A 24565-nucleotide genomic window follows, 5' to 3' on the forward strand; every position below is an offset into this window, starting at 1 on the left:
GGGTTCAAATCCCTATCCCTCCACCACCATTGAAAAGCCCGCTGAGAAATCAGCGGGCTTTTTCATATCTGCTATTTAGAAAAACCAAAAAGAGCACTAATGTGCTCTCTCTATTATTTTCTTAACCAGCATATCTAAAGTTAACTAGTCAGGGAGATACTTTCCTTCGGCTACCTGCCAGAACGCTCTAATCAGTGGGTTCTCAAGTTGAGATCGTTTACAGCAAACACCTAATTCAAAGGGTTTGATTGGTTCTATTTTTAAACGATCGACTTTATCTCTCACAGGGCTGTTGTTGATTACAACGTCTGGAGCGATACCAACCCCACAGCCAAGAGCAACCATACTTACGATAGCTTCATGACCTGATACCTGAGCGTAAATGTTGGGCTTTATCTTCATCTTTTTGAACCACGCATTTGCACGTTCTCGTGCAGTACCTGCTTCGGGGATGATAAAAGGCACTTCATTCCAGTTTGGTTTCTCTGATTGCAGCTGCTGGCTAAAGCTACTAACACCGGATGGGATGATGACTGACAGTGGTATATCGCTAATAGTTTCGAACTCTAACCTTGAAGGCAAAATATCTGGTTTAGCTGAAATAGCAATATCAGCTTCATCATTCAGGATCTTGTCGATGGATTGCGCTGGATCACCGGTAGATAGCTTAAACTCAATATACGGATGAATAGCCCTGAATTCGGTAATGAGTTCAGGAAGGTGACTGTAGCTTGCTGTTACGGAACAGAAAATGCGGATCTCACCCTTGAGCTCCTGTTCTCCGCCTTTTAGGTGGAGATTATATTGCTGCCACTCGCCAACGATGCTCAATGCCACAGGCAACAGATGTTTCCCTGCTGGTGTGAGGTCAACACTTCGATTATCCCTGATAAGCAGTTCTTGCCCTGTTTCTTCCTCAAGCTTTTGTATTTGACGACTAAGGGCAGAAGGACTGACGTGCATAGCAGCAGCTGTTTTGCTGAAACTCTTGCTATCACATAAATGTATAAATAATTGTAGAGATTTTATGTTCATGTTTTGCGATCGTTTCCATGTTGCATTTATTGCAATAACTAATTGTGAATATATCACTTTCAGCAACGGAGTGTCTGTTTTAGTATGAAGTCATTCGATAGAGAGATATCGACCTTACGGACTTATTTTTAAAGGAGTGCCCTACAATGGCTAACTATTTCAATACATTAAACCTTCGTGAGCAACTAGACCAATTAGGTCGCTGCCGTTTCATGGATCGTGAAGAATTTACGACTGAAGCTGAATACCTTGAAGGTAAGAAGATCGTCATTGTTGGCTGTGGTGCTCAAGGCCTGAACCAAGGTCTAAACATGCGTGATTCTGGTCTAGACGTATCTTACGCTCTACGCCAAGCTGCAATTGATGAGAAGCGTCAATCATTCAAGAATGCTGACGAAAACGGCTTTGTAGTTGGTAGCTACGAAACGCTAATCCCTCAAGCAGACCTAGTTATTAACCTTACTCCCGACAAGCAACACACTAATGTTGTTGAGACAGTAATGCCTCTAATGAAAGAAGGTGCTGCTCTTGGTTACTCTCATGGTTTCAACGTTGTTGAAGAAGGCATGCAATTACGTGCTGACCTTACCGTTGTAATGGTTGCACCTAAGTGTCCAGGCTCTGAAGTACGTGAAGAGTACAAGCGTGGTTTCGGTGTTCCAACACTGATCGCTGTTCACCCAGAAAATGACCCTAAAGGTGAAGGCTGGGATATCGCTAAAGCTTGGGCTGCAGGTACTGGTGGTCACCGTGCAGGTTGCCTAGAGTCTTCATTCGTAGCTGAAGTTAAATCTGACCTTATGGGGGAGCAAACTATTCTATGTGGCATGCTACAAGCAGGTTCTATCGTATCTTACGAGAAGATGATTGCTGATGGCATCGAACCAGGCTACGCAGGTAAACTTCTACAATACGGTTGGGAAACGATTACTGAAGCACTTAAGTTTGGTGGCGTAACTCACATGATGGACCGTCTATCTAACCCTGCTAAAGTTAAAGCGTTTGAGCTTTCTGAAGAGCTAAAAGATCTAATGCGTCCGCTTTACAACAAGCACATGGATGACATCATCTCTGGTCACTTCTCTAGCACAATGATGGCTGACTGGGCGAACGATGACGTGAACCTACTAGGCTGGCGTGAAGAGACCGGCGAAACGGCATTCGAAAACTACCCAGCTTCTGACGTAGAAATCTCAGAGCAAGAGTACTTCGACAACGGTATCCTAATGGTTGCTATGGTTCGTGCTGGTGTTGAGCTAGCATTCGAAGCTATGACTGCATCTGGTATCATCGATGAGTCGGCTTACTACGAATCTCTACATGAGCTTCCACTAATCGCAAACACAGTTGCTCGTAAGCGTCTTTACGAAATGAACGTTGTAATCTCTGATACTGCTGAGTACGGTAACTACCTATTCGCTAACGTAGCAACACCGCTACTACGTGAGAAGTTCATGCCTTCAGTAGCAACAGACGTAATCGGCCGTGGTCTAGGTGAAACATCTAACCAAGTTGATAACGCTAAGCTAATTGAAGTAAACGAAACTATCCGTAACCACCCTGTCGAGTACATTGGTGAAGAGCTACGCAGCTACATGAGCGACATGAAGCGTATCGCTGTAGGCGGTTAATTAGTCGCTTAGATACTGATAAATTTGTAGAAAAAGCAAAGCAGTATCACTAGCTCCTTACAGGTTGGAGTTATAAATAAGCAACACAGCATCTAATAAAAAGGCTTGGTCGCCGTTGACCAAGCCTTTTTGCTTTTAGTAACAAAGTCTTAAAAATCAATCAAATTAACATTGGTTGATAGGTATTCGTCGACTTTCAGTTCTTAACTGAGCTTCAGAAATACAAAAGGGTTGGTGTTTTCACACCAACCCTTTCCGTTTTCTTTCTTTACGCTTACTTGTCGGCAATCTTTGCTTCTAAGTCCGCTAGCTTTTGTTCCATTTCAGTCAGCTTTTGGCGAGTGCGCAGTAGTACTTGTGTTTGAACATCAAACTCTTCACGGCTTACAACGTCTAGCTTGTTCAGTTGGCCTTGGATAACCTGGCGAACTTTTTGATCTACATCTGAACCAAGCTCTTTTACTGGTTGAGGCATAGAATCGTGGATCTGCTTAGCAATCTGCTCTAGTTTTTTTGGATCAAACATATCAATTAAAACTCCTGAATATTTACCACTATTCTATTTAATCACACTTGAGATGTCGCCTATGGCGTACAAAAAAAGGCCACCGAAGTAGCCTTTTTATTGTTATTACGACTTAGTGATTACTTATTATCAGCTAATTCTCTGTGCGCTGCTTTTGCTTCATCGACGCGAGCTAGTTTTTCTAGGTCTTTGTCTTCAACAAATACAGGTAGAGGTTTGTGTTTTTCAGCTAAGTAGCTGTAAATCACTGGCAGTACAAATAGCGTGAAGAGAGTACCAATTGCTAAACCAGCAACGATTACGATACCAATACTGAAACGCTGAGCCGCACCCGCACCACTTGCGTACATCAGTGGGATTAGACCCGCGATCATCGCAGCCGTTGTCATCAGGATTGGACGAAGACGAACCTTCGCTGCTTCCATTACCGCTTCAATACGAGTTTTTTGATTGTGCAGCTGCTCTTCTTTCGCTACCTCACAAATCAAGATACCGTGCTTGGTAATCAGGCCGACTAAGGTGATCAAACCAACTTGCGAGTAGATGTTCATCGTTGCCGCCCCCCAAGCCAGAGCTATTAGGGCACCACAGATCGCCAGTGGTACAGATACCATGATAACTAGTGGGTCTTTCAGTGATTCAAACTGAATCGCCAATACCAAGAAGATAATTGCCAGAGCTAAACCAAAGGTCGCGTAAAGTGCGCTACCTTCTGTTACGTATTGGCGTGCTTCACCCATGTAGTCATGGTTGTAGCCACTTGGAAGCTTATTCGCTGCCGTGTCTTCAAACCACGCAATTGCATCACCCATTGCAGCGCCTGGAGCCGGTACCGCACCAATCGTAGCCGAGTTCAATTGGTTGAAGTGAGGAAGAGAGCGAGGCTCTGCCACAACATCAATCGTAATCAAACTGCCTAGTGGTACAGCGTTGCCGTCTGCAGCACGTACGTAGTAGTTGTTCATTGACTCTGGATTCAAACGGAATTTACGTTCAACTTGAGGAATTACCTCGTAAGAACGGCCATTCAAGTCTATACGGTTTACGTAGCCATCTGACATCATGGTACCGAGCGTGATACCGATATCTTGCATGGTCACACCGTATGCGCCTGCTTTATCTTTGTCGATGTTGATCTTCATGGTTGCTGAGTCGTAATTCAGGTCGAGATCTGAATATACGAACAACGGGTTTGAAGATACATCAGCCAGAATGTCTGTGGTAATTTGGAACAAGCTTTCAAAACTGTTTGGCGTTGTTATGACAAACTGAATTGGAAGGCCTGAACCAGCACCTGGTAGTTCTGGCATTTGGAATGCAGTTACCGCCATTCCTGGAACATCTTTTACCAAATTACCAACGCGGTTTGCTACGTCTGATTGGCTTGCTTCACGTTCGCTCCAAGGAACCATAGACGCGATACCAAATGCTTGGTTTGCATTTGGCACACCTGTAAATACCTGTGCGTAAGCAACTTCTGGCTGATCAGACAGAATCTGGTTTACGTCGTTCATGGTATTTTGCATGAAGTCTAAGTTTGCATTCGACGGTGCTGTACCCATCAACATGATCACACCTTTATCTTCTGAAGGTGCTAGCTCACTAGGGATGAATTTGAACAACAACGGTAAACTTGCAAATACGATGATAGCAAAACCAATAAATACTGGACGATGTTGCATTACCGCACCAAGCATACGCTCGTAACGGTTAGTCATGCCATCTAGCACGCTATGAACTTTCTGCTCAAACTTGCTTGGTTCAGCGTGAGCTTTCAGCATTTTTGAACACATCATTGGCGAGAGCGTTAGTGCCACAATGCCTGATACGAAAACCGAACCAGCTAGGGTTAATGCAAACTCTTTAAATAGCGAGCCTGTAATACCACCCATCATCGCAATTGGAGCATATACCGCACCTAGCGTTAACGTCATTGCGATAACAGGCACCGCAATTTCGCGGGTACCGATAATCGCTGCACGGAAAGGGGACTCGCCGAGCTTGATATGCCTGTCGACGTTTTCAAGTACTACGATCGCATCATCTACCACTAGACCGATGGCAAGTACCATTGCCAGTAGTGTCATTAGATTCCAAGAGAAACCCATTGCCTGCATTACCATTGCCACACCAATCAAAGACAGTGGGATAGTAATAATAGGGATCAGTACCGCTCGGAATGAACCTAAGAATAAAGTAATCACGATCAATACGATTAATGCCGCTTCAAGGATAGTCTTAATAACTTCTTGAATTGACTCGTTAATCGCAATGGTTGAATCGTACATGACGTTCATTGAGATGTTGCTTGGTAGGTTCTTCTCTAGTTGAGGAAGAAGTTCCAGTACATCAGCTGCGATGTTGATTGGGTTCGCACTTGGCGCCGCATTGATCGCGGCTACAACCGCCTCTTGGCCGTTAGCACTTGCTCGGTAAACATCGTGACTTTTCTCAAGAGAAACTTTCGCGATATCGGATAGGCGAATGATCTCACCTTCTCCGCTTTTCACTACTAGATTCTCTAGTTCTTCAGTGTTTGATACCTGAGTATCGGCACTGCCGTTGTAAAGCACGAACTCACCGGTCGCTTGACCCGTAGCTGATTGGTAGTTGTTAGCGTTCAGTACCGTCATTACATCAGATGCAGTCAGACCAATCGCCGCCATTTTTGATGGGTCTAGCCATACGCGTAGTGCGTATTTCATACCACCATATAGGTCAACTTTAGATACACCATTAACCGTAAATAGCTGCGGGTTGATTACACGCTCTAGATAGTCGGTAATTTGGCTCGATACCAATTCGTCACTGGTAAAACCAATATAGAGTACAGCGGTTGTTGAACCGGTCGACATGGTTACGGTTGGATCTTCAGCCTCTTTAGGTAGCTGAGAACGTACCGAGTTTGTCTTGGCCAGTATGTCAGACAATGCCGCATTCGGGTCGGTGTTCAACTTCATGTTCACGGTAATCGTAGATTTACCTAGTACAGAAGAAGATGTCATATAATCGATATTATCCGCTTGAGCCACAGCCTGTTCGAGGGGCTGGGTGATAAAGCCTTGGATAAGATCGGCACTTGCACCATAGTAACCAGTTGAGACTGTCACCACGGTATTCGTCATTTCAGGGTATTCACGCACCTGCATTTTGAAGATTGCTTGTAAGCCAAGCAGAGCAATCAAAAAGCTGATGGATACCGCTAGAACTGGACGTTTAATAAAAACATCAGTAAAGCGCATTGTGCCTCCAGTTACAGCTTAGGTGTTTCAGATGGTGGAGTGATTGCATCACTTTCAACAACTTTAACTTTGGCGCCGTTACTTAGGCGTACTTGGCCAGAAGTTACAACCGTATCGCCAGCTTTAACACCCTCAAGGATGTGTGCAATATCAGCCGTACGCTCACCTACTTTTACAACATGTTGAGCAACACGCTGAACTCCGTCTTCTTCAGTTAAGATGTAAACATTGTCACCATATAGAGTGAAAGTAATCGCTGTTTGAGGAAGAGTAACTTGGTTCTCTAGCTTAGGCAGAATGATGTTAGCACGAGCGAACATACCGCTACGAAGCTTGCCATCATTGTTTGGAATATCTGCTTGAACTTGGATAAGACCACTTTGGATGCTTACTGCTGGTTCGATGGCACTGATAGAACCTTCAAATGGCTTCTCTGGGTAGGCATCAACAAAGATGTCGATAGCTTGACCCACATGGATGCGAGAGATATCAGTTTGAGAAACCGTGAAGCGCAGGCGCATGACACTGGTATCTTCTAAGCGAACTATATCCGTACCTGATTGCAGGTATTGACCTAGGTAAACGTTACGAATACCCACTTTTCCATCGAAAGGAGCACGAATTTCACGACGTTCGATAGATGCTTTTAGGCTTTCAATATCAGCAGATAGAGAGTAGAAGTTTGCTTCTGCTTCATCGTATGCTTCTTTAGAAATAGAACCTTTCTTAAAAAGACCTTGGTAGCGTTTGTATTTTGCTTTTGCCGCAGGCAGGCGAGCTTCAGAGCTCTTTAGATTTGCCTTTTCTACGCCAGAATCAAGACGAACAAGAAGTTGGTCATTTTTAACATCAGTACCAGAACCAAAAGAGATTTGGTCAATAACACCGCTGGTTTCGTTCGCTAGTGTTACACCTTGGTTAGGTTCGATGAAGCCGATAGCTTCGATTACTGGAACCCAGTCGATAGGTTGAACTTCTGTTACCGTTACTGGAAACTCTGGCTCAGGTCGGTTAGCCATAAACTCAGCAATTTTTTGTTGTTTAAACATGTTAAACCCAATAACGCTGCCGAAAAGTAGTACAGCGATGAGTAACATGAAGAAAGTCCACTTTTTCATTCTAGTTAGAACTCCAAATTAGTGTGTAATAATCGCATCCCAACTTGCTTCAATCGCCGCTTCAATGGCTTTTTTATCAAGTTGGTAATATCCAAGAGATTGCTTACGGGCCAGCGTGACACTGACTTCTAAGCTAAGTGCTGCTAAAACAGGGTTTTCTAGGGGCTTAAACACCCCTTGCTCTCTACCTTCAGTAAAGAGTTGATCTATTTTGTGGAACATTTTTCGTTCAATCTCTTTGGTCTCATGGCTGCGAATACAAGGTAAAGAGTCGTATTGAGCTCTATTCTTTAAATTGCAGATGTTTGATCCCGAGAGCTCGAAAATGTTGAGCCACATTTTTCTAAATCGTTCTTTTAGACTCATCGAATCTTCAACGCCTTGCTGAATTAAACCAGCATTTCGTTGAGTGACAGCTAAGCGAACTTGTTGTAATAGTTCTTCTTTGTCTGAGAAGTAGCGATAAATAGTTCCAGCCGCAACTCCTGCTTCTTTAGCTAGTTTATGCATAGAAAGTCCGTGAAAGCCTGATTCAGCAATCAGTTTTTCGGCGGCATCTATAATTTGTTGTCTTTTATCTATCATAGAATAAAAACCAGACAGTGATAATATACTCACTAATGAATGAACGTTCATTCATTATAGCCTAAGACCCATACATAAGTGCAACATAGTTTTTCATATGTGATATAAAATTCTTGCATAAGAGAGCGTAGCATTCGAGGTGTTGCAGCATTATTATAGGCGCGCAATTGAATTCGCCCCGATAGACCAAATTGAGAACCAAATGAAACTGAACCCAAGACAAGATGAAGCCGTGAAATATGTTTCGGGCCCCTGTTTAGTATTAGCAGGCGCTGGATCGGGTAAAACACGTGTTATCACGAATAAGATTGCTTACTTGGTTCAAGAGTGTGGTTACAAGGCACGCAATATTGCAGCGGTAACTTTTACCAATAAAGCGGCACGCGAGATGAAAGAACGTGTGGGGCAAACTCTGGGTAAAGGTGAATCGAAAGGCCTGATCGTTTCGACTTTTCATACCATGGGCTTAACTATCATTCGTCGTGAATACAAAGCGCTGGGTCTGAAAGCGGGCTTCTCTCTATTTGATGACCAAGACCAGTTGGCGCTATTAAAAGAGCTAACAGAGAGACAGATCGATGGTGATAAGGATCTGCTGCGTGCTTTAATGAGCACCATTTCGAATTGGAAGAATGACATGCTGACGCCAGATCAGGCGAAAGCTCGAGCTCAAGGCGAACAAGAGCAGTTGTTTGCATTCTGTTTTGAGATGTACCAGAAACAGATGAAGGCATACAATGCGCTCGATTTTGATGATCTGATTGCGATGCCAGTATTACTTCTGAAAACCAATCAAGAAGTGCGCGAGCGCTGGCAGTCTCGTATTCGCTATTTACTTGTCGATGAGTATCAAGATACCAACACCAGCCAGTATGAATTGGTGCGTCTGCTTGTGGGAGAGCGTGGTCGTTTGACGGTCGTAGGTGACGATGACCAATCTATTTACTCTTGGCGTGGTGCAAAACCGCAAAACTTGGTGCTGTTAGGTGAGGATTACCCGAACTTACGCTTGATCAAACTAGAGCAGAACTACCGCTCAACGAGTCGAATTTTGCGTGCAGCGAATATCTTGATCGCTAATAACCCACACGTTTATGAAAAGTCACTGTTCTCTGAGATCCCGGACGGTGAAAAGCTCAAGGTATTGAATGCTAAGAATGAAGAGCATGAAGCAGAGCGTATTACAGGTGAGATCATCGCTCACAAGTTTTTGAATCGCACAGAGTATAAAGATTACGCAGTGCTGTACCGTGGTAACCACCAATCTCGCTTGATTGAAAAAGCGTTGATGCAGAACCGTGTGCCTTACAAAATTTCTGGCGGTACGTCTTTCTTCGCTAGAGCTGAGATTAAAGACATCATGGCTTACCTCCGCGTGTTGGTGAACCCTGATGATGACAACGCGTTTCTACGTATTGTAAACACACCACGTCGTGAGATTGGCCCGGTGACGCTTGAGAAGTTAGGCAGCTACGCCAACATGCGTGGCAAGAGCTTGTTTGAAGCGAGCTTTGAGATGGGTTTAGAGCAAACTTTGACTGGTCGTGGTTTAGAAAACCTGCGCCGTTTCAGCGATTGGATTGTTCGTATTTCTGATAATGCTGAACGTGGCAATACCGTTGAGGCTGTTCGCTCTTTGGTTCGTGATATTAACTATGAAGATTGGTTGTACGAAACCTCGGCAAGCCCGAAGGCTGCAGAGATGAGAATGAAGAACGTTTCTGATCTTTATAGTTGGATCGTTGCTGACCTTGAGGGTGACAACTACGACAAAGAAGAGAAGACCCTACGAGAAGTGGTTCAACGTTTAACGCTACGTGACATGATGGAGCGTGGTGAAGATGATGACGATGCAGACCAAGTTCAATTAATGACATTGCACGCATCGAAAGGCCTAGAGTTTCCGTATGTGTTCCTGATGGGAGCCGAAGAGGGTATCTTGCCACACCAAACCAGTGTCGATGAAGGTAACGTAGAAGAAGAACGTCGTCTTATGTATGTAGGGATTACTCGCGCGCAGAAAGAGCTGACCTTCACTAAATGTCGTGAACGTCGTCAGTATGGCGAATTGATAAAGCCAACACAAAGCCGATTCCTTGATGAACTGCCGCATGAAGATGTGGAGTGGGAAAGCGTGAAGAAGCCTCAATCCGCAGAAGAACGAATGGAGAAAGGACAGGCACACATTGCCAACATTCGTGCGATGTTCAATAAGAAGTGATGTTTGGCTCTAAATCGAGACCAATAAAAAGGTGACCATGAGGTCACCTTTTTTGAATTTGGTATTTTTAATTACAGATCGGTAAATTACAGACCGGCAATCATGTGCTCGATAGCATCTTTGATTTCGTCGTCTGAACAGTCCATACATGAACCTTTCGCTGGCATAGCATTGAAGCCGTTGATTGCGTGGTCAGCTAGGATATCGCGACCTTGGGCAATACGAGGACCCCAGTCACCAGCATCACCTGTTTTAGGTGCGCCACTTACGCCAGATGCGTGACAAGCGATACAAAAGGTACCGTAAACTGTTGCGCCATCACGAGGGCCTGTTGGTTCTGCGGCTACTGGCTCGCTGCCGACTAGGTAAACTTGGCCAACTGGTTTGATGCGTTCAGCAATAGCATCTTGCTCTGCTTCGCTTAGGCCTGAAGCCATAGCGCCAGTTGAAAAGGTTAAAACTGCGATGACAACGCTTAAAATTCGACGAGACATATCCATTAAACTCACTTTACATTCCCAAGGTAAGTACATGCTTACCAATTTATAGTGTTGGAAGGGTGTTTTGGCTTTATCAGCAAAGAGCAACTGTTAAACCAATGTAAATAATGGGTGATTATATCCCGATAAGTTGTTGCAATAAACAACAACTTATAAGCTGCGGTGGGTTGTAGTACTCAAATAAGGGGTTTATCACATATTAACTGTCGAAAAAGAGACCAAACAGAAAAAAAAGTTAAAAAAGTACTAGACGGCATAAGGTGATATACGTATTATTCCACTCCGCCGACAGGGCATGCGCCTGTAGCTCAGCTGGATAGAGCGTTGGCCTCCGGAGCCAAAGGCCGAAGGTTCGAATCCTTTCAGGCGCGCCATCCGGTCTCTTACTTAGGTAAGTGAGAATTGGCAAAAAGAAATAATGGTGGCTATAGCTCAGTTGGTAGAGCCCTGGATTGTGATTCCGGTGGTCGCGAGTTCGAATCTCGTTAGCCACCCCATTCTTTCTTTACAAAATATCGGTAGCTTCGGCTTCCAGTGTTGATTCATTATTCCCAAGAGTCGATACAAAATTAGTCGGTGAATAGCGCAGCTTGGTAGCGCATCTGGTTTGGGACCAGAGGGTCGGGGGTTCGAATCCCTCTTCACCGACCACTATTTCAATAATCGCTTTTTAAGCGGTTATATAAAAGATTAGTGGTGGCTATAGCTCAGTTGGTAGAGCCCTGGATTGTGATTCCGGTGGTCGCGAGTTCGAATCTCGTTAGCCACCCCATTAATTTTGGTAACTTCATTGAAGTTCCCTGTTTGAGAAATCAAACGAAACGTCTCGGTGAATAGCGCAGCTTGGTAGCGCATCTGGTTTGGGACCAGAGGGTCGGGGGTTCGAATCCCTCTTCACCGACCACCTTAAGAAGCCCTAGTCGAAAGACTAGGGCTTTTTTGCATCTGAAATTTAGATAACTTGAACAGAGTGGGGGTTCGCCTGATGTTCAAAGAATGTCTCTTTACTGACCGCCTTTAAGAAAGCTCATCAGAAATGATGAGTTTTTTTCATCTGTAGATCACTAGATTGGAACCCAAGTGGGGTTCACCTGATGTTCAAGGGATGTCTCTTCACTGAACATCTTAAGAAGCCTCAACTAGACGTCTGTGTCAGAAATGACGGGGCTTTTTTACATCTCTCGTTTCAGTAATCCTCAATTTTGAATGCTGGGACTTCAACCGCTTCGACATCTTGCCTGATGTCACCTCCGTAAATCTCCCCCTCCATATAACAAGGCAGGCTCTTACCCTTTATCTTCATTATGGTGCTTATACGGAGCGATTTGCTTTATCAAATGTGCAGATCGATATCTAATTTTATATAAAACTAACCACCAATCATTCGACAAATTAATAGGTTTGGTCTAAGGATTTTTATGAAAAGTGAAATTTGACGTTAAATATGTTCTCTAAGGCCTGTATTTGACAGATTTCTTCGAATCTTGTTGTTTAAAAAATCCTTTGATTTATTGAGTCTTTCGTTTTTCTTGTTTGTATTTATCAAAATAATTCATATGGTTGAATGTGTGGCTAGGTTGGTTTTGTCTGGTTGTTTTGTTTGCTTAAATTGGTAAAGTTAGCGTTTGTTTCTATAGTGTTAATTGTTTTTTGGAATAATTATTTGATCTTGGTGACTGGTGGGGATATGTGCTTTGAATGATATGTTTAACTCTACAAGTACGCAGTAGTAAGGGGTTTGTGAGTATTTATTATTGGAAATATAATGCTGATTTTCATTACTATATGCTCTTCGAGTGAATACTTATGTGGCATTTTTACTTGCTAAGCGTTTAATGTCGACTTTTTATCCTATTTTTGTTGCTTTTCTGTGAATTATTTGCCAAATTGTCAACCGTATAAAATATCAGAACAATATTCTGGTAAGAATGGATTCAATTTTGCAGACAGGGCAGAAAGCTGCCAAAGCAGTAGAGGTCTGGTAATGTCACTTTTAGAAGTAAAAAATCTTCGTATCGAATACCCATCTCGTCATGGAGTTCACGCCGCAGTGAAATCACTTTCGTTCAACATTGAACGTGGTGAAATTGTTGGCGTTGTAGGCGAGTCTGGTGCAGGCAAATCAACAGTAGGTAATGCTGTGATCGATTTGCTGAGCCCTCCTGGTCGCATTGCTAGCGGCGAGGTATTTCTGGACGGTGAAAAAGTTTCAGGCTTATCTCCTGAACAGATGCGTTCTGTTCGCGGCTCAAAGATTGGTTTTATCTTCCAAGATCCAATGACTTCTCTTAACCCTCTATTCACAGTAGAACAGCAGTTAAAAGAGACGATTCATGCCAACATGAAGGTTTCGGATCAAGAAGCCTACCAGCGCTCATTAGATTTGATGAACCAAGTTGGTATTCCGCAACCAGAAAACCGTTTAAAGCAGTACCCACACCAATTCTCTGGCGGTATGCGTCAGCGTGTTGTTATCGCGATCGCACTGGCAGGTGAACCTGACCTAATCATCGCCGATGAACCAACAACCGCACTGGATGTTTCTATTCAAGATCAGATCTTGGGTTTGATTCGCGACCTATGTATTAAGAAGAATGTAGGTTGTATGTTGGTCACACACGATATGGGTGTGGTATCTAATGTTACCGATCGCGTAGCCGTTATGTATCGTGGTGATTTGGTTGAGTTTGGTCCGACGGCGAAAGTCCTTGGTACTCCTGAACACCCTTACACGCACAGTCTTATCTCCGCGGTTCCGCGTTCAGATCGTAAACTTGATCGTTTCCCTCTTGTGAGCTACATCGAAGAAGCACATGAGATGGAACCACTTGATGTGAAAAACCATTGGTTGGGTCAAAGCCAAGATCACCGTGATTACACTGGTCCACTGTTGAATGTTGAAAATGTAAACTTACGCTTTACTACCAAGGATTCTTTCTTTGAGAGTCGTCGTGAGTACGTTCAGGCGTCAAATAACGTGAGCTTTGAAGTACATGAAGGTGAAACTTTTGGTCTTGTTGGTGAATCTGGTTCGGGTAAATCAACGATTGCTCGTGTGATTGCTGGTTTGTACGCACCTAACTCAGGCAAGGTAACGTTTGAAGGCGTTGATCTTACGGGACTTAAATCTGAAAAAGAACGTCGTCCAATGCGTCGTCAAATGCAGATGGTTTTCCAAAACCCTTATACATCAATGAACCCTCGAATGAAGATATTCGACATCATTGCTGAGCCGATCCGATTCCATAAACTTACGCGTAACGAGAATGAAACTCGTCAGATCGTTAACGACCTGCTAGAGCACGTTGGTTTAGGCAAGATGGCTGGGGTTAAATACCCACACGAATTCTCAGGTGGCCAACGTCAGCGTATTTCTATCGCTCGCGCCTTGGCAACTCGTCCACGTCTTTTGATTTGTGATGAACCTACCTCGGCGCTGGATGTGTCGGTTCAGGCTCAGATCCTTAACCTATTAAAAGATTTACAAGACGAGCTCAACCTAACCATGCTGTTCATCAGTCACGATTTACCGGTTATTCGCCAAATGTGTGATCGTGTTGGTGTGATGCAAATGGGAGAACTATTGGAAGTAGCGCCAACTGAGCAGCTATTCCAATCGCCTCAGCATGAATACAGCAAACACCTAATTTCTTTAATGCCTGAATTTACAGGTTTAAGAGAAGAAAAAGCAGTGGCACAAGCCGCGGTATAAAAATCAGCAGGCTGGAGTTTAGCTTGCTAAAAACAATAAACAGACGCAAATACAACAACTAGGGATCTGGATTCCCGCATGAAGGAGTTATGCAATGAAAACCATGAAAAGCAAATTAGCAGTAGCTTTAATGGCAGCTGGCCTAAGCTTTAGTGCAGCAGCAGCAGATATTACCGTTGGCTACGCAGCTGACCCGGTATCACTTGACCCGCACGAGCAGCTGTCTGGTGGCACACTGCAAATGTCTCACATGGTGTTTGACCCTCTAGTACGTTTCACTCAAGAGATGGATTTTGAAGGCCGCCTAGCATCTAGCTGGGAGCGTGTTGATGAAACTACTTTCCGCTTTAACTTACGTAAAGGCGTGAAATTCCACTCTGGTAACGAACTGACTGCTGATGATGTTGTGTGGACTTTTGAACGTCTACAAGCTTCTCCAGACTTTAAGTCTATCTTCACGCCATACGAAAAAATGGTAAAAGTGGATGACTACACAGTTGAGCTAGTATCAAAAGCGGCTTACCCACTAGTACTACAAACAGCAACCTACATCTTCCCAATGGACAGCAAGTTCTACTCTGGTCAAACAGCGGAAGGTAATGACAAATCTGAGCTAGTTAAGCACGGTAACTCGTTTGCTTCGACTAACGTTTCTGGTACTGGTCCATTTATCGTAACGCAGCGTGAGCAAGGCGTTAAAGTAACGTTCGAGCGTTTCAACGATTACTGGGACACAGAAACTGAAGGTAACGTAGACAAGCTAACACTTGTGCCAATCAAAGAAGATGCAACGCGTGTAGCAGCACTTCTTTCTGGCGACGTTGATATGATTCACCCTGTTGCGCCAAACGATCACAAGCGTGTTAAAAAAGCTAAGAACATCGATCTAGTAACGCTACCTGGTACTCGTATCATTACGTTCCAAATGAACCAAAACAGCAACGAAGCACTGAAAGATGTGCGCGTTCGTCAAGCAATCGTTCATGCGATTAACAATGAAGGTATTGTTAAGAAAATCATGAAAGGTTTCGCGACAGCTGCTGGTCAGCAGAGCCCAACAGGCTACGCGGGTCACAACGAAGATCTAGTTCCTCGTTACGATCTGAAAAAAGCGAAAGAGCTGATGAAAGAAGCGGGCTACGAAGACGGCTTTACACTAACTATGGCAGCGCCTAACAACCGTTACGTGAACGATGCGAAAGTTGCGCAAGCGTCTGCGGCAATGCTGTCTAAGATTGGTATCAAAGTTGATCTTAAGACAATGCCTAAAGCACAGTACTGGCCAGAATTTGACCTATGTTCAGCAGACATGATGATGATCGGCTGGCACTCAGATACTGAAGATTCAGCTAACTTCAACGAGTTCTTAACAATGACTCGCAACGAAGAGACTGGCCGTGGTCAATACAACTGTTCTGGCTACTCAAACCCAGAAATGGATGCGATTGTAGAAGCTTCTAACACTGAAACTGACCCAGTTAAGCGTTCTAAGATGCTGAAAGGTGTTGAAGCAACACTTTACAACGATGCAGTCTTCGTTCCTCTACACTGGCAGAGTGAAGCGTGGGGCGCGAAATCTAACGTAGGTGCAGCAGACGTAGTAAACCCAATGGTTATGCCTTACTTCGGCGACCTAGTTGTAAAATAATCTAGCTTGCTAGAATCGAGAGCCTGAAGCTTTCAGGCTCTCAATGTTATTAAGATATAGATTTAAGTTTCGGTATTTGGTCTTCCTTCAGTCTGGCTAAATACCTTTTTTAAGACTGAATTTTTTTGTTGTCTAGTCGCGGATTTCGATTAGATAGTCATGGATAGATAAGGGGCAAGGAATGGTTACGTTTCTGGTCAAGCGCCTGTTTCAGGCACTGATAGTGATGTTTGTGATCAGTTTGGTGGCGTTTGCCATTCAGGATAACCTGGGCGACCCGTTACGTGAGTTAGTCGGTCAATCTGTTTCAGAGGCGGAGCGTCAAGCGCTACGCGATGAACTCGGCTTAAATGATCCCTTCGTTACAAAATACTCTCGCTTTGTAGGCGCAGCTCTACAGGGTGATCTTGGTACTTCATACTTCTTTAAGCGACCTGCAGTTGATGTAATTCTAGATAAACTAGTAGCAACTCTGGAGCTGGTATTTGGTGCTTCTTTAATTATTGTTTGTATGTCGATCCCACTCGGCGTTTACTCTGCTATTCACCCAAAAAGCTTTTTTACCAAATTGATTATGGCAGGCAGTAGTGTCGGTATCTCGGTTCCTGTTTTCTTAACTGCAATCATGCTGATGTATGTGTTCTCTATCGAGCTCGGTTGGCTGCCGTCATTTGGACGTGGTGATACGGCCAACTGGTTTGGTTGGGAGTCTGGCTTCTTAACGCTAGATGGCCTTGCACACTTAGTACTTCCGAGTATTGCTCTGGCATCTATTATGCTGCCGCTGTTTATTCGTCTAGTTCGTTCTGAAATGTTAGAAGTTCTAAGTTCTGAATACATTAAGTTTGGTAAAGCGAAAGGCCTAGCTCTAAACAAAATCTATTACCAACATGCATTGAAAAACACCATGCTACCGGTACTTACCGTTGGTGGTGTTCAGATTGGTACTATGGTGGCTTACACCATTCTTACGGAAACGGTTTTCCAGTGGCCAGGTACAGGCTTCTTATTTTTAGAAGCAATCAACCGTGTAGATACACCACTGATTACTGCATACGTTATTTTTGTTGGTCTTATTTTCGTAGTGACTAACACGATTGTTGATTTGCTTTACGGTGTTATCAACCCAACCGTTAACATCACAGGGAAAGGAGCATAATCATGGAACAGACATCGACAGTGCCGTCTCGCTGGGAACGTTTTAAGCAATCTGACATTGTGTATTACTTCTTACGCGACAAAGTGGCAATGGTGAGTTTCGCCATTTTCTCAATCTTCTTAGTGATGGCTCTAGCTGCACCTATCCTAGCGCCAACAGACCCGTACGACGTGACATCGATTGATATCATGGACTCAGAGCTGCCACCATCATGGATGGAAGACGGCGAAGAACGCTTCTTGCTAGGAACGGATGAGCAAGGCCGTGATATTTTATCGACTATGCTTTACGGTTCTCGTTTATCACTGACCATTGGTTTCTTAGCGGTAGGTCTACAACTGACGCTTGGTATCATCATTGGCTTGTCTGCAGGTTACTTCGGTGGCCGTATTGATAGCTTCTTGATGCGCTTCGCTGATGTTCAGCTTTCGTTCTCAACCATGATGGTTGCGATCATTGTCTCGGCCATCTTTAAGGCAAGTTTCGGTAGTGACTTCTATGCACAATACGCTGTGGTGATGCTGGTGGTGATCATTGGTATCGCAGAATGGCCGCAGTATGCGCGTACTATTCGTGCATCAGTATTAGCAGAGAAGAAGAAAGAGTACGTAGAAGCGGCACGTGTGATGGGCTTTAGAGCACCTCGTATCATGTTCCGTCATATTCTGCCTAACTGTTTATCACCGATTTTGGTTATCTCTACAGTACAGGTGGCAAATGCCATCATGTCAGAAGCGGCACTTTCTTTCCTAGGTTTAGGCCTTCCAGTCGACCAACCCTCACTGGGTGCTCTGATTAGTACTGGTTTTAACTACATCTTCTCAGGAGCATGGTGGATCACTGCATTCCCAGGTGTGCTTTTGGTGACATTGGTTCTAGTTATCAACCTACTAGGCGACTGGTTACGTGACGTGTTTAACCCGAAAATCTATAAAGGGTGATAGTTCAGTTTGATTTTTAGTAAAAAAAATCACTAAACTAAGAGTCGTAAGCAATTACGGCTCTTTTTTTGCTTAATGAATTTGGAACTTAGTACCATTGATAGAGTCAATAGTACTTAAAATGGAATTCATGTTTTATCGACATTTGTTCGGTAATAATTAACCCCTAGAGGGTTTAAGTGGTGGTTATGAAGTTGACAATGAATGTTGTATGTCGTGCTGTGGTTAGAAATTATCGTATGGGGCTTATTGCTGCATCCCTGTTGGTATCAAGCCAAGTTAATGCCGAATCGGTTCTATGCGATGCGACTCAGGCAAGCACCAATCAGTTACCACAGCTAGAACAATCATGTCCGATTGGTAAAGGCGTTTGGGGCAATAAAGCGCCTAAACATCATTCAGATAATGAGCTGTTTTGGGTTCAATGTGGTTTGTTGAATAAGCCTTTGTCACTGAGCAAAGCAAAGCCATTGTATGAGAAGATTTCAACTAACGTATGGATGAAGCCCGAAGGTGGAGACTATCGCTGCCTAATTGGTCCTTATTCTACTTTCTCTGATGCGAGAAAAGACTTAGCTCAGGTACGTAAGGTTTCTGGGTATGGCGAAGCCTTTATTCGTATGGTTGATAAATCGAAGACCTCTTCTTCACAACCGGTCGTGACCAAAGCAATGAAGTCAAAAACGGCAGAGCCAAAAACGGTTAAGCATCAAGCCCCAGTTAAGGCTAAAGTAGCAGCGAAACCAGCGCCGAAGCCGATAGCAGCTGCTCAAAAAGCTGCAGTCGCGAGTGCTGCTGCCATTCAAGCTTTCCCTAGTCATGGTGCAAATTCAGACAATGATCTGAACATTGAAATACGCATGACAGCGAGTGTTGCGGGTAGTAAATATGCGATTCCTTATCTTTTAGGTGATGAACAACAGTTTTATATGGAGCAAGGTAAACCTTGGAGCCGACTCGATTACGACAGTGCCGAATTAGTATGTGATAAGATTAATATGACGCTGTTGAGTGAAAAGCAGTGGCAAAGTCTCTTAGGGTCGAAGGTCATGGAAAATCAGAATTGGCCAATGCACCTGCCTTATTGGGGCGCAGACAAAAAAGGCCTGTTTACTAACGGTAACGTAAACCAGCTTAAAGGCTCCTCACTACTTAATGTGATGTGTGTGAAATAACGAAGACGTGCGTAAGACCAGATAAGCCTCAGCCATTGTTGGGGCTTTGTTGTTTATACGCCTTTCTTTTCAATATCAGGTCGATTTCCGGATACTCGGATTTTCAATACAAATTTGATTAAAAATAGCTAAAAATTGTTCAAATAGAGCAGTTGGTGCGTAGAAAACCATAACTCAAGCAATAAGGTGATTGAGATTATGAGTTTGAAGAAACGATTAGAAGACGTAGCCCCGCGTTTTGAAGCCGGAGGTAAATACGAAAAGCTTTACCCAGTCTATGAGGCGTTTGCCACTATCTTTTACACGCCCGGTAATGTAAACCGAGGCTTGACCCACGTTCGAGATAGTATCGATCTCAAGCGTATTATGATTCTGGTGTGGCTGGCGACTTTCCCTGCCATGTTCTGGGGCATGTATAACGTCGGGCACCAGAGTGTCTCGGCACTTACATCCAGTTATCAACTTAACGAACTCACCTCGGTTATTGAGAGTAGTTGGCGCTTGTCATGGGCATTTGGTGATGCACAGTCATTGATAGTAAGTAGCTGGGGAAGTCAAATGCTGCTCGGGGCTCTCTACTTCTTACCCGTTTACGCGACAGTTTTCGTCGTCGGTGGTTTCTGGGAGGTGCTGTTTGCCGTTGTACGTAAGCATGAGGTCAACGAAGGATTTTTTGTTAGCTCGGTTCTCTTTGCCTTAATTCTTCCACCGACTATTCCGTTATGGCAAGCTGCGCTAGGTATTACCTTTGGTATCGTTGTCGCGAAAGAGCTGTTTGGTGGCACAGGGCGAAACTTCCTCAACCCTGCACTCGCAGGCCGCGCGTTTCTCTACTTCGCCTATCCTGCCAACATGTCGGGAGGTTTAGTATGGGTGGCAGCCGATGGTTATTCTGGTGCAACACCTTTAAGCCAATGGTATGAAGGTGGTAGCGCGTCACTCATCAATAACATGACTGGCGAGGCGATCACTTGGATGGACGCCTTTATCGGTAATATTCCGGGTTCGATGGGCGAGGTTTCTTCATTGCTTATCATGTTGACGGGTCTGATTCTGATTGTCATGAAGATCGCCTCTTGGCGCATTGTTGCCGGTGTGATTATCGGTCTCGTCGTGACTTCGAGTTTGATGAACTGGATTGGCTCTGATACCAACTCGATGTTCACTATGCCGTTCTACTGGCACTTTGTATTGGGCGGTGTTGCCTTTGGCACTTTCTTTATGGCAACCGACCCAGTTTCTGCCGCGTTTACTAATCAGAGTAAGTGGGCTTACGGGATTCTGATCGGTGTGATGACGGTCGGTATTCGAGTGCTCAACCCTGCTTATCCAGAGGGCATCATGTTGGCGATCTTGTTTGCTAACCTGTTTGCTCCGCTGTTCGACTTTGTAGTGAAAGAGCAAAACATCAAACGTAGACAGAAACGAACATTACGCTGATTTCAATGCGGAACAGGGAAAGTTACTCCCATAAGAAAGGCTTGCATCGCTGCAAGCCTTTCAATTTTTATTGCGATTGATTTGAAGTTGATTTAACTCCATTTCAAATCAATTTCGAACGGTTGGGTGTTACCACAATGCTCACCGCACATCTCGTCGTATGCACTGTTGTGTATCAGCATTGCTGACGATACGCCTTGATCACTGAAGTGGTCGCGGGCTTGGTTAACACTCAAAAACTTCATTGGGTGCTGGTGGTCGTCTTTGATTAACTGCTTTTGCTCGCCAATGATTTGGTAAGCCAAGTAGATCCCGCCTTCAAATGATTCAATGAGTAGATTCATAACAAACTCCATGTTGTTCTCGATAGTTCTTTGTTTCTGTATCTACGTTGATGGTTGTTTGAAGGTTCATGTGTGTTAAAAATGAAAAAACCAGAAGCTCAGCTTCTGGTTTATTAATAAGTAATCAAATTAACTCAAAGGTTAGTTGATCTTTTGCATGATGCTAACACGGCCTGTTGTTGATCCGTCTGGAGTCATTTTACGGCGAGTTAGCAATCCTTCGTCCCAGTTAGTACCTGCTGGCTGATACTCCCATTTAATGATGTATTCTTGATTATTACCCTTTGCATCAACAGGACATTTATCTCCTGAACCAGGAATATAACCATTGTCAGTATCATCACAGAAGCGCACAACTGAGTTTAAATCTGTCAGGGTTGCTTTTGATTCACGTCCCGAAATGTTAAACCACCAATAGTCAATTGCAGCAAGCTCTTCATAGGTATACTTCTTGCCTGAGTCTTCAAGATCTGCCGGTGAGTTTGCATTGCACTCTTTCCCTGATACGGTAGCGCCCTCAGAATCAAATACCATTCTCATGACAGCATTTTGTCCATCAGCGCAAATCTGAGTGGTATCCCAAGAGCCAGTAAAGTCTACGTACCTTTCGTCACTAGGTGTTTCTACGTGATAGTAGAAATTCAAACTTTCTTCGATACGATTCTTTCCACTAGATTCGTTTGATGGGTCGTTTAACTCAGTTTTTGAACGAATTTGTGTGTATATTTTTGTAATTGGGTCATAGCTACCAGAAAGGGTTTCATATTGGTATGAAGGGTCTGCATCGCCTTCATCTCGATCATCTTCCAGTTTATTTGGCGTGTAGTGGTTGAGGATTTGTTGATTCCCTTCAATGAAAGGTACCTCATCGTAACGTCCTGGCTTAGGTGTGGTATTTTCTTTGCTTTTATCAAGCAGAAGGTAAGAAAACGGAGCGTTTAGAGTGAAGTCTGGGTGAGCTGTTTGATTGCAGCCTGCAGAACTTCCTGTCAATACACAGTTGATATACTCTTCAGCGTCTGCGTATGACAATAAAGAGTCGCTGTCACTTACAGCAATAAGACCATTGGCTGAATCTTGATAAGTGAAGTAAGGCGTGCCACGTGTATGTTCAAACACAGCTTTAGGGAGCATTTTGTCAGCGTGAACTAACATTGTTTTGTCGTTAGGGCGGTTGTTTGGATCGATAATATCATACTGTCTCACCATGATTGAGCGAATGAATTGCCCACTTTTCGCTACAAATGGATTGGCATCAGCGCTGCCGCGAACAGTCCCTGATTTTTCTCCGAATGCTTTCTCCATATGAGCCAATGCTTCAGATTCATTAGTAATTGAAGTGACTCCCATCGCTGTTAGGAAGTCTGTAACAGAATCACGGTCATCTAGACTTAGGTTTTTCATCTTCGCTAACGTCGCAGCATCAGGTTCGCGCAACGCATCTGGAATTGTCAGTACTTCATCAGAAGCGCTACCAAATTGGTTATCTAAAGACTGAAGTAGAATTGCTAAATTTAGAGCTCGGTCGTATTTGCCCGCCGCTTCAAATGGTGTCAGTACATCACGGTTTGATGCTGCCCCTACTTTCAAGCCATTTTCACCACCAATGAAGAAGGTCACCGTATCGTCAGACTTAGCGGTAAATTCGCCTTCGCTGTTTGTGATGCCCTTTGAACCAGAGCTAGTGCTGTAGTAGATACCTTCAACAGCGGCATCGATAAATTTGTTGGTTGTTGTTGATGGTTCTGTCGGTGTTGTGACACCTGAATTAGAACTGTCGCTACCACAACCTGTTAAAGCCACTGCAATCGCTGCTGCGAGAATACTCACTTTTTTCATTACTCGTACATCCTTCATGTATTAGAGCTAATTGTTTTTTTTATGCGTGTAATTTTATAGCGCGCGATTGTAGTTTGATCTTGATTCCAAGTTAAGTATGTAAAATGCTGTTCGGTTAATAAACATCCCAACCATACGGTAAAAAACAAAAAAAGCCGACATAGGTCGGCTTTTGTATAATATTTCTTTGACTTACAGTGGTTTATCGCATGGTAACGAATTCTTCGCTGCCCGTTGGGTGAATCGCCACAACAGAGTCGAAATCTGCTTTGGTTGCGCCCATTTTCATTGCAACGCCGAAGCCTTGAATCATTTCATCAACAGTAAAACCGATGCCGTGTAGGCCGACTACAGTCTCTTCTTCGCCAGCACATACTAGCTTCATCTTACAAGGTTGACGGTGCTGAGTGACTGCTGTGTACATTGCAGTAAAACCAGACGTGTATACCTTGATGTTGTCTTTGCCGTATTGCTCTTCAGCTTCTTGAGTCGTTAGACCAATAGTGCCAATAGGTGGGTGGCTGAATACAACAGTAGGTACTAGCTTGTAGTCCATCTTCGCGTTGGTTTGACCGTTGAATAGACGCTCAGAAAGCTGACGACCGGCTTTAACAGCAACAGGTGTTAGCTCGATACCGCCTTCCATGATGTCGCCAACACAGTAGATGCCAGGAACGTTGGTTGCTTGGAACTCGTCTACTTTGATGTAGCCACGGTCGTTAGTTGCAACGCCAGTTGATGCTAGGTTGATAGCGTCAGTGGTTGGGTGACGGCCGATAGCCCAGATTAGGTGGTCAACGTTTTGAGTGTTGCCGTTCTCTAGGTGCAGAGTCAGTGTGCCATCTGCTTCTTTCACTACTTCTTTAGGAACTGAGTGCGTGTGAAGTGTTGGACCTTCCGCTTCCATTACTTCAACCAGTGTTTCTACGATCATTGGATCGAAGCTACGTAGTGGAGACTCTTTACGACAGAACAGGTGTGTTTCTGTGCCAAGTGCACTTAGTACGCCTGCGATTTCTACTGCGATGTAGCCTGCGCCGATTACAGCAACACGTTTAGGCTGCTCCATCAGGTCGAAGAAACCGTTTGAGTCGATACCGTGCTCTGCGCCAGGGATGTTTGGAATGGTTGGACGACCACCTACTGCGATCAGGATGTGATCTGCAGTGTAGTGTTCACCGTTCACTTCAACGGTTTTTTCATCAATAAACTTAGCAAAGCCTTTGATTACGTTTATTTTGTTATTACCAAGAACGCGATCGTAAGATTGGTGGATACGACCAATGTACGCTTGACGGTTTTCAACCAGTTTGCCCCAGTTGAAGCCTTTTACGTCAACGTCGAAGCCGTAGTCTTTTGAATATAGGTTGATTGCTTCAGCAACTTGAGCACCGTGCCACATAACCTTTTTAGGAACACAACCAACGTTTACACAAGTACCACCAAGGT

At 44.1% G+C, this 24565-nt stretch carries 17 protein-coding genes and 5 tRNA genes; 13 read left to right on the forward strand and 9 right to left on the reverse strand.

Annotated elements, in window-relative coordinates:
- Positions 1 to 144: 144 nt before the first annotated feature.
- Positions 145 to 1035, reverse strand: a complete 891-nt coding sequence (ilvY, locus tag AB4232_RS16440; RefSeq protein ID WP_065679624.1) for an HTH-type transcriptional activator IlvY — start codon at positions 1033 to 1035, stop codon at positions 145 to 147.
- A gap of 146 nt (positions 1036 to 1181) precedes the next feature.
- Between ilvY and ilvC the strand changes: the two genes are divergently transcribed.
- Positions 1182 to 2666 carry a ketol-acid reductoisomerase gene (gene ilvC, locus AB4232_RS16445; protein WP_135383094.1) on the forward strand — a complete coding sequence of 495 codons (1485 nt, stop codon included), beginning with the start codon at positions 1182 to 1184 and terminating at the stop codon, positions 2664 to 2666.
- Between the two features lie 274 nt (positions 2667 to 2940).
- On the opposite strand, the gene ubiK is transcribed toward ilvC, so the two are convergent.
- From ubiK to AB4232_RS16465, 4 genes are all read right to left on the reverse strand, one after another.
- Positions 2941 to 3192: a ubiquinone biosynthesis accessory factor UbiK gene (gene ubiK, locus AB4232_RS16450; RefSeq protein ID WP_009848085.1), complete on the reverse strand. Its 252-nt coding sequence runs from the start codon at positions 3190 to 3192 to the stop codon at positions 2941 to 2943.
- 119 nt (positions 3193 to 3311) lie between these two features.
- Positions 3312 to 6434, reverse strand: a complete 3123-nt coding sequence (locus tag AB4232_RS16455) for a multidrug efflux RND transporter permease subunit (protein WP_009848084.1) — start codon at positions 6432 to 6434, stop codon at positions 3312 to 3314.
- 11 nt (positions 6435 to 6445) lie between these two features.
- Positions 6446 to 7552 carry an efflux RND transporter periplasmic adaptor subunit gene (locus AB4232_RS16460; RefSeq protein ID WP_012602965.1) on the reverse strand — a complete coding sequence of 369 codons (1107 nt, stop codon included), beginning with the start codon at positions 7550 to 7552 and terminating at the stop codon, positions 6446 to 6448.
- An 18-nt stretch (positions 7553 to 7570) separates the two neighbouring features.
- The gene (locus AB4232_RS16465) at positions 7571 to 8188 is read right to left on the reverse strand and encodes a TetR/AcrR family transcriptional regulator (RefSeq protein ID WP_009848082.1); all 618 of its coding nucleotides are present in this window, start codon (positions 8186 to 8188) and stop codon (positions 7571 to 7573) included.
- A gap of 151 nt (positions 8189 to 8339) precedes the next feature.
- Here AB4232_RS16465 and rep point away from each other — a divergent pair, with 151 nt between their 5' ends.
- On the forward strand, positions 8340 to 10358 hold the full coding sequence (gene rep / locus AB4232_RS16470) for a DNA helicase Rep (RefSeq protein ID WP_012602966.1): 2019 nt from the start codon (positions 8340 to 8342) through the stop codon (positions 10356 to 10358).
- A gap of 86 nt (positions 10359 to 10444) precedes the next feature.
- Here the strand turns inward: rep and AB4232_RS16475 are convergent, their stop codons facing one another.
- A complete protein-coding gene (locus AB4232_RS16475; RefSeq protein WP_008224061.1) occupies positions 10445 to 10858 on the reverse strand; it encodes a cytochrome c5 family protein in 414 nt (137 codons plus the stop codon).
- 297 nt (positions 10859 to 11155) lie between these two features.
- Between AB4232_RS16475 and AB4232_RS16480 the strand changes: the two genes are divergently transcribed.
- From AB4232_RS16480 to AB4232_RS16530, 11 genes are all read left to right on the forward strand, one after another.
- A tRNA-Arg gene (locus AB4232_RS16480) sits at positions 11156 to 11232 on the forward strand.
- 47 nt (positions 11233 to 11279) lie between these two features.
- Positions 11280 to 11355: transfer RNA gene (locus AB4232_RS16485), tRNA-His, on the forward strand.
- Between the two features lie 77 nt (positions 11356 to 11432).
- Positions 11433 to 11509: transfer RNA gene (locus AB4232_RS16490), tRNA-Pro, on the forward strand.
- 45 nt (positions 11510 to 11554) lie between these two features.
- Positions 11555 to 11630 (forward strand) — tRNA-His (locus AB4232_RS16495).
- A 55-nt stretch (positions 11631 to 11685) separates the two neighbouring features.
- A tRNA-Pro gene (locus AB4232_RS16500) sits at positions 11686 to 11762 on the forward strand.
- Between the two features lie 1080 nt (positions 11763 to 12842).
- Positions 12843 to 14570 carry an ABC transporter ATP-binding protein gene (locus AB4232_RS16505; RefSeq protein WP_009848076.1) on the forward strand — a complete coding sequence of 576 codons (1728 nt, stop codon included), beginning with the start codon at positions 12843 to 12845 and terminating at the stop codon, positions 14568 to 14570.
- A 94-nt stretch (positions 14571 to 14664) separates the two neighbouring features.
- Positions 14665 to 16218, forward strand: coding sequence for an ABC transporter substrate-binding protein (locus AB4232_RS16510; protein WP_009848075.1), 1554 nt, complete (start codon positions 14665 to 14667; stop codon positions 16216 to 16218).
- Positions 16219 to 16399: 181 nt separating this feature from the next.
- A complete protein-coding gene (locus AB4232_RS16515; RefSeq protein WP_009848074.1) occupies positions 16400 to 17377 on the forward strand; it encodes an ABC transporter permease in 978 nt (325 codons plus the stop codon).
- A 2-nt stretch (positions 17378 to 17379) separates the two neighbouring features.
- Complete coding sequence (locus AB4232_RS16520) at positions 17380 to 18318, forward strand: ABC transporter permease (protein ID WP_004735541.1); 939 nt, start codon at positions 17380 to 17382, stop codon at positions 18316 to 18318.
- Between the two features lie 188 nt (positions 18319 to 18506).
- Positions 18507 to 19493, forward strand: coding sequence for an SPOR domain-containing protein (locus AB4232_RS16525; RefSeq protein ID WP_135380875.1), 987 nt, complete (start codon positions 18507 to 18509; stop codon positions 19491 to 19493).
- 198 nt (positions 19494 to 19691) lie between these two features.
- Positions 19692 to 20933, forward strand: a complete 1242-nt coding sequence (locus tag AB4232_RS16530; protein WP_372087547.1) for an NADH:ubiquinone reductase (Na(+)-transporting) subunit B — start codon at positions 19692 to 19694, stop codon at positions 20931 to 20933.
- 92 nt (positions 20934 to 21025) lie between these two features.
- On the opposite strand, the gene AB4232_RS16535 is transcribed toward AB4232_RS16530, so the two are convergent.
- From AB4232_RS16535 to gorA, 3 genes are all read right to left on the reverse strand, one after another.
- Positions 21026 to 21277, reverse strand: a complete 252-nt coding sequence (locus tag AB4232_RS16535; RefSeq protein WP_017103429.1) for a DUF6482 family protein — start codon at positions 21275 to 21277, stop codon at positions 21026 to 21028.
- Between the two features lie 141 nt (positions 21278 to 21418).
- Positions 21419 to 23116 carry a hypothetical protein gene (locus AB4232_RS16540; RefSeq protein WP_372087548.1) on the reverse strand — a complete coding sequence of 566 codons (1698 nt, stop codon included), beginning with the start codon at positions 23114 to 23116 and terminating at the stop codon, positions 21419 to 21421.
- 202 nt (positions 23117 to 23318) lie between these two features.
- Positions 23319 to 24565 (reverse strand): glutathione-disulfide reductase (gorA, locus tag AB4232_RS16545; protein ID WP_372087550.1); only part of this gene is annotated, 1247 nt, incomplete at its 5' end.

This window comes from Vibrio sp. 10N.286.46.A8, from assembly GCF_041470165.1.
GTDB lineage: Bacteria > Pseudomonadota > Gammaproteobacteria > Enterobacterales > Vibrionaceae > Vibrio > Vibrio tasmaniensis_A.